Source organism: Nucisporomicrobium flavum, from assembly GCF_016464385.1.
GTDB lineage: Bacteria > Actinomycetota > Actinomycetes > Mycobacteriales > Micromonosporaceae > Actinoplanes > Actinoplanes flavus_A.
In genome coordinates this window covers 24891-39808 of the sequence record NZ_JADMLH010000034.1, presented here as the reverse complement: position 1 = coordinate 39808, position 14918 = coordinate 24891, and the positions used below count along the sequence as shown (strand labels likewise).

At 66.7% G+C, this 14918-nt stretch carries 8 protein-coding genes; all 8 read right to left on the bottom strand.

The features are described 5' to 3' along the window. The coding region (locus tag IT780_RS40675; protein ID WP_199517243.1) for a phage integrase N-terminal SAM-like domain-containing protein at positions 1-376 on the bottom strand (376 nt) is incomplete at its 3' end. 220 nt (positions 377-596) lie between these two features. Beyond that, the gene (locus IT780_RS43645) at positions 597-1178 is read right to left on the bottom strand and encodes a DUF2510 domain-containing protein (RefSeq protein ID WP_504739634.1); all 582 of its coding nucleotides are present in this window, start codon (positions 1176-1178) and stop codon (positions 597-599) included. Between the two features lie 803 nt (positions 1179-1981). Then, positions 1982-2149, bottom strand: a complete 168-nt coding sequence (locus tag IT780_RS40665) for a hypothetical protein (protein WP_199517241.1) — start codon at positions 2147-2149, stop codon at positions 1982-1984. 192 nt (positions 2150-2341) lie between these two features. Next, the gene (locus tag IT780_RS40660) at positions 2342-3283 is read right to left on the bottom strand and encodes a DUF7710 domain-containing protein (RefSeq protein WP_199517240.1); all 942 of its coding nucleotides are present in this window, start codon (positions 3281-3283) and stop codon (positions 2342-2344) included. 309 nt (positions 3284-3592) lie between these two features. After that, positions 3593-4012 carry a hypothetical protein gene (locus tag IT780_RS40655; RefSeq protein WP_199517239.1) on the bottom strand — a complete coding sequence of 140 codons (420 nt, stop codon included), beginning with the start codon at positions 4010-4012 and terminating at the stop codon, positions 3593-3595. 28 nt (positions 4013-4040) lie between these two features. Beyond that, positions 4041-4994 (bottom strand): hypothetical protein, encoded by a 954-nt coding sequence (locus IT780_RS40650; protein WP_199517238.1) that lies wholly within the window; start codon positions 4992-4994, stop codon positions 4041-4043. Positions 4995-5062: 68 nt separating this feature from the next. Further along, positions 5063-11581, bottom strand: coding sequence for an RHS repeat domain-containing protein (locus IT780_RS40645; RefSeq protein ID WP_199517237.1), 6519 nt, complete (start codon positions 11579-11581; stop codon positions 5063-5065). Between the two features lie 32 nt (positions 11582-11613). Next, positions 11614-14802 carry a laminin G domain-containing protein gene (locus IT780_RS40640; protein WP_199517236.1) on the bottom strand — a complete coding sequence of 1063 codons (3189 nt, stop codon included), beginning with the start codon at positions 14800-14802 and terminating at the stop codon, positions 11614-11616. Positions 14803-14918 lie beyond the last annotated feature (116 nt).

Sequence of the window (14918 nt, the reverse complement as noted above, 5' to 3'; positions counted from 1 at the left end):
CTCGCTGCGCCTGGACGACACCGACCTGGTCGATCTTCCGTACACGGCCCGTCGCGACATGCTCGCCGGGCCCGACCTGTTCGGCGAGTACACGCGGGTGCCGGCGAACCGGACAGTGGGCCAGGATCTGGTCGATGACGCAGACCCGGTAGAAGCCGACCACGACCGACAGCCGCCGGGAGACCGTCGAGGACTGGTAGCGGCGGACCTCCTGCAACCATCGCACGTAGCGTTCGACCTCGGCTCGGCCCAGGTTCAGCGGATCAATTTCCTGACCTGAACACCAGGTCAGGAACACCTTCAGGTCAGAGCCGGTGTGCACCCGGGACTCACCCCGGTACCGGCCCAGGTACGCGGCCATCGCTGCGCGCAGCACGCGCTCATCGGTGGCGGCAGCAAGCGGATCAAAGACAGAAGAGGTAGCCATAGCTCACGGTGCGTCACCGCCAGCAAGAGCTCCAACGCCCTCGACGCGGCTCGTAAGTATGCCGCCGCCTTAAGCCCAGATTCCTGTAGCCCTCTCTGACGTATGGGTGGTGGCACCTGCTCGACCAGCTATGCCAGGGGCCGTAACGTGCTCAAGCGCCAGCGCGCTCTCAGGAGCGGAACCAAGCCCGAGCAGACTCCGGCGTCACGAGCAGCAGAACCACGGCTGCGGCCAACGCGGCGCCCAGCGGGTCGCCCATAAGCAAACGGGCCACGATCCCCAGCGTCCCGAAAACCAGAGTCACGATCCACGCCCCACGTCGTCCCTTCCACAGCAGGTACGCCACGAGGGCAACCAGCACCGAGCCGATCATCCCGCCTGCCTGGTACGCACCGAAGCCGCTGGCAGTCAGGCGCAGGAGGGAGGACAAAACGGCGTACAAGCCCACCACCGCCACCGCCACCATCACCGGCCAGGGCGGTCGTTGGGTCCCGGCCTGACCGCCCGCTTGGCCGGCATACGGTGAATACGCCAAGCGCGGCTCGTGCTGGGGACCGTACGTGTGGGCTGTCATGGGCCAAGGGGAGGGCGCGGACGGGGCGAGTCGCGCGTCCGCCGGAGCGGCGAAGCCCGGAACAGGGGGCGTGATGAGCTGCGTGTGCGAGGTCCACTGGGTACCGTCCCACCACCGCTGTGCCGCGGCGTTGTCCGGATCGGCGTACCACCCAGCAGGCGCCACGGTGGGTGGCATGTAAGTCATAGGAGTCCTCGTCGGGGGTATGGCAGCGTTGTATCGGCTCCTCGATCGGCCCGGATTCCGGCAACATGAGCATTTACGGCCATGAGGGTGCGGTTGCCGACGCACCGTTGACTCGGCTGATGGCTCAAGACCCGCGCGGGTTCCTACGCAGAGTGGGCGGGGTGAGTGCCCGTCGATCGGCAAGTGGCGTTGTATCAACTACCGCCCGTCGGCATCCCATAGCCTCCGGCGGAAGCCCGATGTCAGGGCAGTTTTGGCTGCCCAATCGCGGGCGAGGGGGTATCAGCCTTCAGATCTGTGCCCATCACCCGGTGAGCGTCCGATGTCGTGGCCCGGCTGCTCGTCAGGCGCTACCTATGGCTGCGCGAGGGACGTCCGAGCGTGCTCACCGTCACCGACGGCCGCACCCAGCCCCTGCTGTACCTCGCCCGCACCGCCAGGAGCCAGGCTCGTGCGCGACCGGCCCGACGTCCCCGCTGTCGACCTCCACTCACTCGCAGCAGACCCGGGTGGAGTGTCGCTTCGATTCCGATGAGTCAGCCCGAGGTCGGCGGCTTGTCTTAAGCGCGGTCAGCGCGCGGACGGCGGCAATTGAGTAAGCCGTCGCAGGGACAACAATGCTGAATATGCGTCCGTGGGCCAGTTCAGGCCAGGCGGCGCGAGCTGGCGGTTACCCTCCGTGGCCGACTTCTGCTTGCGGCGCGCACGGACGGCGGCAGAACAGTGCGCCGGCCCGGTTGCTCTTGGAGTCGCCCGAAACCCCGGTTCGGCGTACACGCTTTCGATGCGTCGTGTCACGTTACGCCAGGTCTTAGACGGACTTCGAAGTGATCCAGAATGGAGTCTGCAATCAGCTCCGGCATCTCACTGAGGGGCCGTTGAATGCCGGCCTGAGCCTCCATCTCCCAAGCGATGACGGCTGTCAACTGCTGCAGGATTTCGTCGTCTCCGACGTCGTCCATCACACACCCCCTCGTGCGGGCCTCCGAACCCGGATCTTGCCAGCAAGCGGTACCAGCGCTGTCGGCGAGGTAGTCATGCCGCAGGGGGTAAGGCGCCGGTGGGATGGACCGGCGCGTTGAGCGTAGGCCTACGGTGCATGACGTGCGCGTCTGCCATGAGCGCGCACGGACGGCGGCAGAAGGGGATGCTGATCAGTCTCGCCGGCCGTCTACCAGGTGGATGTGTCGTAGGCCGGGAGTAAAGGCGGCGACGTGGTTTGTGGTGCCGTGGTGAGGCTTGGACGGCGTAAAGCGGCCTTCAGCGACGGCGGCGTCGTAGGCACCTCCGTAGGGATACTCGGCCAGGATGCCGGTCACGCCGTGGTCAGCCGCCCAGGCGAGCCCGGCCTCTTCTGTTTCGAAGGCGGCGGAGGCGTATCGGGCCTGTTCACCGTGGAAGATCCAGACGGTCAGGCGCAGCGAACTCTGCTGGTCGGCGGTGGGCCGGCGACGCAAACCTTCCGGGGTGAACGAGAACGAACTTCTGAAATCTCCCGGTCGATGGCGCACGGCGAACACGACCGGTTCTGGATGTACACCCTGTCGCTCATCGGTGCCGGCGTCTGCGAACGTGTTCCAGAGATGAAGACAGATCAGTTCGTCGTCCGGACTCGCTGTGGTGTAGCCGAGCGTTTTGGGCGAGAGAGGATTGGTGCTGCCAATCCACAGCGACGGTGCGCCGAACCTGTCTATGGCCTGGGACAGCGTCCGGTCTTCTGTGACCCAGTCGCCGATATCGGCGGCCAGCCGTCGATATTCGGCCGCCGACAAGGTGCGATCTAGGTCGAGCCAGCCGCATCGATGCGCAATGCTGGCGTAGACGGATGCCGTGGCTTCACGTAACCCGTTTGCCGGTAGCACGTTGCAGTAAGCGCCCTTTACTCCTATGGCGGTGAAGGCGCGACGTTCGCGGAGCCCGGCGAGCTCTGCGGCCCATCGCGTCGAGCTGCCGTCGACGGCAGCCATCGCACCCAGGAGTAGCTGCTCGGCCATCTCGTCGCGGCCGTACATACCGGGGCGCCGGAGCACAGCGTTCACATGCTTCCGATGATGCTCACGGGCCTCACCGAGGATGGAATTTTCACCGCTGCTCATAGCCGTTGATCATGTCATTCAACGACCTCCGCGACATCCGCTCATCGGCAGATCCGTGCGTCGATCATGCCGCTCGAGCAGCCACCGTTGCACGAAGTGCGAGGACCGCGGGTCATGGGTCGCTCATCGCCGCCACGTCGACGACAGCGGCAACAAGCCGGCCGCGCTGGAGCCCACCGGCAACCCGCCCACCCCAACGCCGTCCACGCACGCTCGGCACCGACGCGAACACCCACGAGACAAGGGCTGGGTGTCGGGGATGCCCACGGGTGACTGCGCTGCCGTTCATCATTCCGCGGATACAGCGGCTCAGTCGCCGGAATAGCCCCATATCGCAGTCTCCGTCGGCAGGCCTTGTACGTAGAGTGCCGCGCAGTAGCCGCTCCATCGCCGACCGTCAAATGTTAGATAGTCCGCTCCGGTCCTGCGCAATGCCGCTTCGAAGTCTGCTCGAGCTGGTCTTGTAGACCTGAAGTGGCGTTCAAGCTCGTCGGATCGCAATGGACGCAGGGTCCCGTGGTCATCGACGTCGCTTGAGCCGATCACGCGGAAGATGTCGAGAACCGAATGGGTCCCTTCTTCTTGGACGTCCTCGTTCGCGTAGAGCTCCTCCATGGTGGCCGGCCATTTATCTTCGTCGTCGGGCACGAAATAGTAATCGCGTTCTCGGAAGACCTGCCGCCGGAGGGACTCCAGGCAATTCTCGAGGTCTTTGTCGAATGGCACCACGTACCACCATGACGATGCGCCCATGACGTTATGGGCTCTCGTGTGTCTGGTAGGCGGCGGCGTCCTCGTACACGACCCGTGGCACGGGCTTTCCGGCAATTTGGTCGCGCTGCCACGTCGGACCGGGTCTGAGAACCGACGCTAAGGCTCGGAACACCTGTGCCACCTGCTGTGGCCCGTATTGGCGGTAGTCTTCGGTGGCCTGTAGCCAGAGGCCGCCGTGCTCCAATTCGGAAACTTCGTGGAAGGAACCGGAGGCTCGGAGGGCGGCCGCGCCGCCGAGCCGGTCGGTGAGCTCCGCCGGGACGATGGTCAACCAGGCATAGCCGCGCAGCCACCGACGGCTTTCCGCGATGGTGTGCTCCGGGTCACGGTACTCGAAGTCCAGATCTGGGTGTAGCGCCTTCTCCAGCGCGGTACTGCCCGTGGTATCGAAGCCGTAGTCGACCTGACCGAACGCGGGGTTGTACCGGTCGGCAAACGATCGCAGCAAGCCCAGCCACAACCGTTGTACCTCGACGCCGTACGCAGGGTCGACGAAAAGCGGTTCCGCGACGTATGCACCGATCCTCTGCCATCCCGGCGATTCCTCCGGCCGGTGGACGAACAGGGACGGCCACCAGCTCTGCCGCGAATTAGGACCAAGGCCGGCGGAAAGCCAGAAATGCATCCCTGCTCGCTCCGGGCCGCCGTCGAGTTGCTCCCGCAGCCACGTCATGGCCTTGGGCCCGTACTGTTTGGCTCGCCGACCCGAAACCTCTACCGAGCCGGACAGCGTCACCGCGACACCGGCAGGATTCCAGGACGCCGGGTCGACGAAGGGCGGCGACAACGGCACCGGGGCGCCGTCGTCCATCGCCGCTCGCGCATCGCCCAGCGCCACCCGGGAAGCTTCCTCGAACCACTCGAAGGCGACGGCGCCCGCATCACTCAGCGATGCGTCATCAAGATCCAGCTCGAGGTTGAGCCCGAAGCTTGTCATGCGAACTCCTACTGTTCCTTGCCATTCCGGTCTGTCAGAGTACGGCGCATGCACCGGGGTCCGACACGCTAGCCACCCGCCGCCACCAGGGCAGCGCCCTCCTCCACCATCTCGATGCCGGCCGGCACGCTGACGACATCGTCCGCGACTCCCGCCCCGCCGGTGGCGACGTCTTCGACGACCGTGGCGGTCAACAGGAGCACGCCGCCGGCGAGCAGGGCACCGCCACCGACGGGCTTGAGCCAGCCCCAGGAGCCATCGTGTTTGCCGTCGTCCTTACCGCGTTCCTGCCCACGCGTCTCGCCGGCTGTGCTCTGCGAGGTGTTCTGTTTCTCGTCTTGGCGCCGCCGGGTCCAGTAGCGGATGATCCCGTCGAACTCTGGTGCGGGTCTACCCGATAGAACCGCTGATTCCACGACAAGGGTGCTCTTGGGGTCACTGGGTGCCGGATCGCGGTAGAGCCGGGGAATAGCGAAGCCCTTTTCCATGTCGTATCCCTTGACCTCGGGATTGTTTTTTCTGAGGTCCGCCATGTAGTCGTCCAGCTCGCCTGGGCCTCTTTCCTCGGTGCGGCCGAAGCCTCGGGCGGTCTGGTTGTCCCGACCGATCTTGACTTCCCACACGAAGAGGCGCTTGTTCTTGTGGTCGAAGGCGATGATGTCGACGGCTCCGTCGTTCCCGGTGCGGACCCCGTTCTTCTTCTGCTTAGAACCGCCGACCACCGGATACTCGAAATGCACTTCTAGCTCGGGGTGGGTCGCCTTGATCCACTCCACAGCCGTGGCGACAGCGGCATTGTGGTCGGGGCTCCAGTCCTTCTTTGTGCCTGAGCCGTTGCCCTTCGAGGGCGTGCTGCCGCCGCCTTTGGTGGGCTTGCTGCCACCGCCGGTCGGCGGCTTGTAGACACCGTCGCCGTCTGGGTCCACGCAGCCTTGACCACCGGTACGGCAGTCGTCCAAGCCAGTCGGGTCGCTGAGGGTGGTCGGGTTGTTGCCGGCGTACGTGTAGCCGTTGAGGGACTGTTCGTCACTGCTGTTCAGGACAGGGTCCACGGAGATGAAGCGGCCGATGGACGGGTCGTATTCGCGTGCCCCTATGTGAGTGAGACCCGTCGTTGTATCGGCAGTCTTGCCCAGGAAGCCCTTGTCGTCCGGCCAATTCGCGGGTTTGGTGCCGCGAGGAGCGCCGAAGGGGGTGGTGTACCGCTTGGTGTAGGTCTGCGCGACGGGCGTCCCGTTGACGATGGAGCCCTCGATAGCGAGGCTGGCCGTGCCGTGGTTGTCTCCGGCGAGGAAGTTGAGCTTGCTGCCGGTGACACCGGCGGTAGCGGTCCGCACAGCCACCGTACGGTTACCGACGCTGTAGTAACGGCTGCCGGAGAGCTTCTTCGTCGTCGCGTTGAGGTGCACCTCGGTGGCTCCGAGGTAGAGCACGGTATCGCCGGAGCCACTGGTGGCACGGCGAATCAGCAGGCCGCCGTCGGCGTCGTAGAGATATCCGGTCTTGGTCGTCGACTCGGTGAGCGTCTGGAGCTTGCCCTCACCGTCCCAGGTCAACGTTTGCTGAGCCGTGGTGCCGGGACGGTCGATGGTGTTGCCGGCTGCGTCGTAGCCGTAGCTGCGGCGAACCGCCGTGGTTCCACTCTTGGCCGTACTCGTGCTGCTGAGGGCATGTGGCGGCGCGCCGTTCTCGGCGTAGGTATAGCTGATCAACGTGTCGCCGCCTACGGCGTGTTGCGTCTCGGTCTTTCGAAGACCGGCATCGTTGTACCAGTAGCTGCTCCAGTACGGTGCCGCCCCGCCGAGATTGGTAGCGACTCGACCGCTGGGGGCGCAGTCCGCGGTCTTGGGTGTCCATGCCTCCGTCAGGCGCCGGTAGCCGTCGTAGGCGAAACACTGGTTGTCCGCCTGCCCCGAGCCACCCAGAGTGCTGGCATCGGTTATGGAGGTGACGTTCCCCGCGTCGTCGTAGCCGTACGTGAGGTCCTGCAGTTTGTAGTTGTGGCTGGTGTCGGTGATGCCGGCGGTCTTGAGTCGGTGGGTGCCGGGTTCGTACGTGCTGGTGAGTGTGACTTGCTTCGGGTTGGTTTTGGACGTGCCCATGACCTGCTGTTGCAGTTGCCCCAGCTGGTCGTACGCCGTACTCAGCAGGTACCCGGTGTCACCGGCCATCGTGGTGGGCATGCCGAGCGCGTTGTAGCCGAAGCTGACAGGTTCGTGCGGCAGGCCCGCGACGGCCGGTTCGTCGGTGTACTGCGGGGTTCCGTCGACGTTGTAGGAGTTGGAGAACTTGAGGGTCGCGGGGACCCCGGCGGTCACCAGCGGGTCGTCGGCCGGCAGCTGCAGTTCACTGGCGGTGCCGCGGTACAGGTCATCGAACTTGGAGGTTCGCTTGGTGTACGCCTTGCCCGTCAGCCCGCCGACATAGCGGGTGGAGCTGTCCTGCACACCTTTGAAGACGTTGTCGTAGCCCCAGGTCGCCTGCAGGGTGGCGTCGCTCTTGCTTCCGGCCCACTCGTGTGCGCGACGGCCGAGCTCGTCGTACTCATAGATCAGTTTCTTCTGGTTGGCGTCCTTCGTCCACTCGACTTGGTCGAGCGTGGTGTAGCCGGTGGTGGTTTCGCCCTTGTCCGGGTCTTTCTCGTACGTCTTGCGGCCGAAGAGGTCGTAGCCGTATGACCACGACGCCTTGTCGGGTCCGGTGATGGTCTTCGGCTGTCCGGACGGCGTGAAGGTGAACGAGGTCGAGGTGTACGTGGCCCCGTCCGGGCTGGATCCTGCGTAGGTACGGCGTTCGGTCACCCGGCCGAACACGTCGGTGAACTCCCGCGATGCCGAGTCGCCCGTGACGGCCGTCGTCGCGGCTGAGTCGCCGGTGTACGAAGCAGTGGTCGACCAGCGCTTGGCGCCGTAGCTCAGGAAGGTACTGGTGGCGACGCGGCCCGCGCCGTCGTAGGTGAACTGAGTTTCCGCGGGGGCCTGGGCGTTGAGGGTGCCGTACAGCTGCCCGTCGGGTTCGTTCTTGTCGTCGTAGATGTCGGCGTACGTGGTGCTTTTCTGCCCGCGGCTGTCGTAGAACGTCTCGTTCAGCAGCCGGCCGCCCAGCGGCGAAGGGCTCTGCACCTGGCGGGGCCGCAACAGCGAGTCGTACAGCTGATAGGTGGTGTTGTACTTACTGGTGCTGTTACCGCGCAGGGTCGCTGTGGAGACGTACGAAGCGTCGGTGGACGACAGGTGGTAGCCGTACACAATGTTCGGCGATGTCCCGGCGGGATGCGCGATGTTGGGCAGGAAGACCTTGGTCAACCGGCCGAAGCTGTCGTAGGTCAGCGTGGTGATCCGGGAGTTCGGATCGGTGATGGTGGTGGGAAGGCCCAGCGCCGGGTCGATGTCGGTGACCACGCTGTAGCCCTTGGGGTCTGTCGCGGTGGTCTGCGTCAGGGGGCCATGGTCGGCGGGTTCGTAGCTGGTCGTACTGGTGTGCTGCAGCGCGTCGGTGCGGCTGGTGATCCGGCCGAGGTCGTCGTAGACCGTGGTGTTCACCGTCTGCCAGACCGGGCTACGGTCGGCTCGATAGCCGCCGGCACGGCCCGCCCATCGCGGCTCCCCTCGAGTGGGTACCTGCTGGTCGCTGTACGCGGTGGTGTCGTAGGCGAACGCGGTGTCGGAGATGACGTCGCCTGAGGTGGTGCTGTCTGCGGGCAGCTTGGCCGCGTCGACCTTGGTGCACACCGTGGCGAGCGTCTGGGTGCGCGACACCAATGAGGTGAGCCCGGCCGCGGGGTTGCGGGCGTACCAGGTGCGGGCGCAGGTCTCGTCGCCGGTGACCGCCTCGTCACCCTGATCTTCGACGGCGGACGGCAGGCCGTAGTCGTCGTAGGTCGTCGTCACCGTGCGGTGGCGGGTTGTCGGCGCTGCGCCGCTGGTGACGCGGACACGGGAGTGGGTAGCTGCGGTGCGGGTGTATCCGGCTGAGACGTCAACCCACGAGTAGTGCCGTTCCGCCGTCTGCTTTCTCCACGGGTCGGACACCACACCGGATACCTCGGGGCCGCCCACACCGTTGTAGGTGACGCTCTCACGGGCGAAACCGGACAAGGCGTCGTCGTCGGCGATCGGTGCGGCCGTTATGCCGGAGGCAGTGACCGAGCGCTTGCTGCCATCAGCACGGCGGTCGCGGTTCATGCCCTGCAGGTAGATCGTGGTGGTCTTCGACGGGGTCAACTCCGTCGGGTCGCCAGTGATCGTGCTGACCTTGGCGAAGCCGCGCCACTGAGACCAGGTGCGCTCGCTTGGCGAGGACATGGGGTCCTCGGTGTAGTGCCAGGCCGGGCTGCTGTAGTCGTAGTGATAGAGCAGCGGCCGCGATCCGCCGATGGGATCGGTCGTCTGCACATCGGTGACGACATACTTGTGGAACCAGTCCAGCTGGCGGTCGCCGTCACCGCCGTTGGGTCGCCAGCGCACCGGGAAACACCGCATGTCGTTGTCGTCCTCGGCGGCTGGCATCCGGCGGTGGTTCGGGTCGGCGTCGCACTGAGCGTCGGAATATGTGATGGTGGTGACGGCGCCGGTCTCCGACGTGACCACATTCAACCGTGGCTTGTTCAGCGGCAGGATGTCGTCGGTTTTGTCCACCCGGTTGGTTCGCCAGGTGTGGGTGAAGGTGACCGGGGCGAGGCTGAGGTCGCCGCCGATGTGACCGGTGTGCGTGATGGAGTCCAGCCAGAGGCTTTGGTCGCTGGAGTCGCCGATGTCGCCCGGGTCGAGGAAGCGTTGGCGTAGCGCCCACGAGTCGACGGGCTGGAAGGCTCCGTCCTTCCACGCGAATGTGGTGATGCCGGTCAGCCGCTTACGAGTGAAGAACGTGGGCCCGTCGCGTCCGATGCAGGACTCGTCGTCAGCGCAGATGGCGTCGAAGGGCACATCGGGCCAGTTGGCCTTGGTCTCGTAGGTGAGACCGTCGCAGTTCTGCAGGCACCGTTCGGCGGTTTGGAGGACGACCTTGTCAGTGGGGTGCGTCCCGCTGTCGAACAGGTGCCCGTCGCGCTGGCCGTACTCGATGCGGTCGAGGTAGCCACCGCGGACGTAGTTCGTGCCGGGCTTGTCCTTGCCGTTCTTGGCGTAGTTGTTGTGCTCGGCGGTGTACCAGTACGTCAACGCGTTGTGGTGGGTGTCGGTGACGTAGTCGAGGTTCCACCGCCATGCCTGCACGCAGTCGGAGGTGTCGAAGGTGTCGCCGTGGCAGGGTTCGTCGGCGTCGTCGCCGAACACCGGTACGGTCCAGACCGAGTGGGTACGGGTGTCCTTGTCGGCGCCCGGCAGGCGGTCAAGGCCGAACACGTACTGGTCGCCTTCGCCGGTGGTGACCTTCCAATACTCCCCGGCGTGGGCGCCGTTGTCCGCGCCACTGAGGTGCTCGACCTTGGTGCCGTCGTCGTCCTTGAGCCGCCACGTCTCCGGCTTGCCGTCCCCGGGGTGCCGGTCACCTTTCGGGTCGTCCATGACCAGTTCACTGGCCTTGCCGTTGAGGACGAGGCTGGCGTTGTCGTACTTCCAGCACAGGTCGTGTTTGTCCTTGTGCCCATCGTCGTCGCACGAGTTGTAGGACCGCTCGATGTACGAGGAGGTGATGTCGAAACCGGTGCCGACGGTCGTGCCCTGATTGTTCGACGATGCGGTCTGCCCGTCGACTCGGCCGGAGTCGTAGGAGATTGTCAGATCCGGCATCGGTCCGGCCGCCGTCGGCGGGGCCTTCAGCGGATAGCTCCAGGCGAAGGAGCCGGACGAGCTGCCGGCCTGCCACGTTGACGACGCGGACAGTGGTGTGGCGCTGAAGCTTCCTGCGCCCGACTTGGTGCCCGCGGTCAGAGCCAACAGCATGGGTTGGGTTTTGGCGGCGGGAAGGGTCAGCTTGGCATCGACGCGCTGCTCGGTACGCCGGTTGTGGAACGGCACCGGCGTGCGAGTGCGGCAGGCGGCTCGCTCAGGGCTGGTGAGCGCGCAGACCGGCAGGTGGCTCACTGTGAGGCGGCCGCCGAAGTCACCGCCGTAGGCGCCGGCGAAGCCGGCGTATCCGACGCCCACCGTCATATTCGCAGCGGTGCCGCCCTCGGAGGCGACGGACAGCAGAACGCCGTCCACACCAGCTCGGCGGGCCTGGGCGCGGCTGAAGGTCCGCACCCTCACGTCGACTGCGGCGGATCGCTCCCCTGTCGGCTCATGGGCGGCCGTCACGGGAAGCGAGCCGGGCGTGGCCGTGGCCGTGCCGGTCCCTGAGATGGTCAAGGTCGCGGTGGCAGCCGTCGGCCACACGGCGGGACGGGCCTGGTCCAGCCGCGCCCGCTGCGCCGCTGCATCGGTGGCCGCGTGCGCGGTGGACGCCCGTGCCAGCGCCCGCCGCCCTTCGGCGGTGGGCTTGACCGGTACGACTTTGTCAGCGTGGGGCTTAGGCAGTGGCGGAGTCCCGAGCCCGGCCGCGGCCAGCGCCGCCGTCGGCTGCCCGACGAACGTGACCGTCAGAAGCCATGCGGTCGCCGCCGCGTACATCTTGCGCCGTGTACCGCGGCCGGCGTTCCACCCGTTCATTTCTCCCCCGTCGTGTCGTCTGGCAGCGGTGGTCACTCGGTGTCGCAGTCGGTCGTGCAGATGTCGAGGATCTGCGTGATGATTTGTTTGCGGGTCATCGCGCCGGCCCACATGCGGACCTCGCCGACCTGGCCGGGCAGGTATCGGCCCCAGGTCCCGCCGGCTCGGCCGCGGCCGATGGACAGCTCGCCGGATCCGCGCTGGACGTACGGGAAGGTCGGCGGCAAGTCGTCGGCGATCTCCTCCTGCTCGCCCACGTACAGGTGCAGGCTGTCGTCCAGGGCGTCGTAGACGCCCGTCACCTGCACGACCGGGTCGGCGCTCAGGTCGACGGTGTCGGCGCTGTGCGCCTCGCCGCTGCCGATCACACGCGACGAGCCGTCGATGGCGGTGCGTCCGAAGAACCAGCGGCCCTGGGGTACGCCGGCGGCCACGGAGTCGAGCCGGTACCAGAGCCCCCACGAACTCTCGCCGGAGCTCTGCTGCCCGGCGATCTGGGCGAGGTATCCGGCCGGCTTCTGCGCGATGGCGGCGGCGTCAAGGCGTACGCGGGCGGTGACGGTGAAGGAGGCGCTCTCGTCGACGACCGGCCCGGCAGCGCCCGCGTAGCCGGCGGTGCCGTCGAGCACAACGACGCCTTCCTCGCTGAGCGCAGCGCCGGCGTTGAGGGTCATCGCGGACCTGGAGTATCCGGAGGTGTCCGCGATCGAGGTGCCTGAGCCTTGATCTGCCAGCCAGGCGCCGGCCAGCACGGTCGCGGAAGTACCGTCCGGGCCGACGAGCTGGGCGTCGAGGCGGATCTCGTCCGCGGCCAGCGCCCGGTTCCAGACTTCGACTTCGTCGATCAGCCCGCCGGTGTACTCCCCCGGCGCGGCGGTGTCGCCGCCCCGGCCGATCTGCAGTCCCCCGGAGGTCAGGATCGGTGTCAGGTCGGCGGCCACCGGCACGGGGGTGCCTTGGGGCCGGCCGTTGACGAAGAGCTGCACCGTCTTGGCGGTCGCGTCGTAGCTGCCGGCGATGTGGGTCCACACCTTCGCCGGGGTGGCCGTGACCTGAGCGACGGAACGCGCGATCTTGGCGGTCTGCCCGGCGGGGGCGCGGTGCCAGTCGAAGACCCAGCCGGTCGCCGGCTGGTAGCCCAGGTTGAAGCCCGTACCGGCGCCGTCCGTCTGGCTCGCGATGCTCTGCGCCCGGCCTGTGTCAGTCAGGTACGCCCACCCGGCGATCGTGAACGACGTCGCGGTATTGACGACCGGCTGGCTCGTGGCCGCATACCCGGTCTTGCCGTCCACTGCCAGGGCATGGTCGCCGACGGTGTCCCCGCGGCGCGCCCGCGTGTCGAAGGAGCTTCCCGTGGCCAGTGTCAGCGGGTGCCGGATGCCGTCGGCGGCGGTGTCGGCTGCGCTCGTACCCGATGTCTCGCCGAACTGCCAGCGGCCCACCGGGCCGCTGGGAGTTTCGACCTTGAACGAGAAGACCTTCGGCGGCCCGTACCGATCGGGGAGGTCCTTGGCCTCCACGGTGAGCAGCAAAGTGCCGGCAATCGGCGGGGTGACGTCACTGACGGTGACGGCGGCTCCGGTGACGTCGTGCGGTTTGCCGCCGGTCAGCGTCCAGCGGTACCCGGTGACGTCCTTGTCGGCCGGGTCCGGCTGGAACGTGAACGCGCCCTTGACACCGGGACCGCCGCCGGGCGCGCAGGCGTTCGCGGTGCACTCGGTGTAGGGCCCGTGCGCGTCCGGCACGATGACCGGCGCCTTGGGGGCCTTGGAGTTGACGGTGAAGTAGCACCAGCCGGAGAACGCCGATCGCGGATCCTGAGTCTTCCCGCCGTAGCTGCCGTGCGACACGGTCTGCGCGTGCAAGCGGTAGCTCTTGCCATCGGCCAAGGTGCTGGTCTGCGGAGATTCCTTCGTACCGTCGACGGCGTAGCCGCTACCCGGCACGTCCTGGCCCCAGACCTTGCCCCAGGACTTTTTCGTGGTGTCGTACGCCTGCACCTCGAAGCCGGCGCGCAGGGAACCCTTGCTCTCGCTACTTGTCGGCTGGACCGACGTCTGCACCGTCGCGCTCACCGGCGGCGTAGGGTCGGCAACCGTCACGGCATGTGCGGAGTCGCGGCAGGTGACCGACTTGGGGTCGTTGGTGGCCTGCACGCCGACGCCAGTCGGTACGCCCGGGGCCGGGAAGTACGTCACCTGCAGAGTCGCGTCGTTCTTGAACCGCTTCCAGCTGTTCGGATCCGACTCGTCATTGGCACGCAGCATGACCGTCAACGTGGACCACGTGCCCTTGGCCAGGTTCGCGACCGTGGACGTCAGGTTCTCGTTGCTCTCGTCCGGGTTGTCGTTGAACTCCACCGCCGCAGCCGGCTGGTCAGGATCACACGCCGAACCACGCCCGTGCGACACCTTCCGATCGCCGAGCAGATCGACGGTCGACGGACCCGGCCAGCGGGTGGCCTCGGAGATGTCCCCGGACGTGCGATACAGATTCACCCACGACGGCGTGCAGGTGAACGACCACGTCTCCGTCAGCCGGAAGGTCGCGTCCTGCACGATCTTCCCGGCCAGCTTCGACCGGCTGAACGAGAAGAACATCCGGCTGGTGAACGCCGGGGAGGCACACATGATGCCGACGCCGTTGGTCACCTGGGAACTGCAACGGCCCACGCCGCGACCACGGTCACGGTGGTTGTCCTCATCGTAGTCGTTGTCGAACTGCCAATAGTGGTGGCCGTTGGACGTCACGACGGTCCGCTTCGAGGCGCTCAGCCCGACCGGCGGGTCGATGTAGACCGGGTAGCTCGCGGCCTGCAGGAGACTCGCATCCGGTACGACGGACACGGATCCGTCGCTGATCCTTACGGGCAACTCGGCGGACTTGTCGTCCAGATCCGGGCCGTCGACCGAGTCGGGACCAACTTCTTGCGCGGGCTCGGTCCCGTCGCCCGCCGCAACCTTCGCGGTCTTCTTGCCGGTCGCCGGGGTCTCGTTATCGCCGGTCGAGTCCCACATCAACCCGGCAGGTCCGCTGAAGGTGGCATTGCCGTCGGCGTCGACGGCGCGTACTCCGCCGCCGGGCCCAGACACGACCCGGACCCCGGTTCCGTGCATCGTGAACCGCACCGGGGACCGCTCAAGGTTGTCAGCCGCGGTCGGGGTTTTGACGACCAGGACCTGCCGGTACCCCTCGACGGTCGCCGTGAGTCGAAGGTCCACACCGGGCAGAACCTCGGGATAGACCGCCGTGTCGTCGATGATCTGCGGCGTAGGTAGGCTCCCCGGCCAATCCACCGTGACGGCCTGACCGGCGCGAGAAAGCCGGATCAGGCCGG

Coding starts and splice junctions, on each gene's coding strand:
- IT780_RS40660 (WP_199517240.1), bottom strand. CDS start 3,283: ATGAGCAGCGGTGAAAATTCCATCCTCGGTGAGGCCCGTGAGCATCAT.
- IT780_RS40665 (WP_199517241.1), bottom strand. CDS start 2,149: ATGGACGACGTCGGAGACGACGAAATCCTGCAGCAGTTGACAGCCGTC.
- IT780_RS43645 (WP_504739634.1), bottom strand. CDS start 1,178: ATGCCACCCACCGTGGCGCCTGCTGGGTGGTACGCCGATCCGGACAAC.
- IT780_RS40645 (WP_199517237.1), bottom strand. CDS start 11,581: ATGAACGGGTGGAACGCCGGCCGCGGTACACGGCGCAAGATGTACGCG.
- IT780_RS40650 (WP_199517238.1), bottom strand. CDS start 4,994: ATGACAAGCTTCGGGCTCAACCTCGAGCTGGATCTTGATGACGCATCG.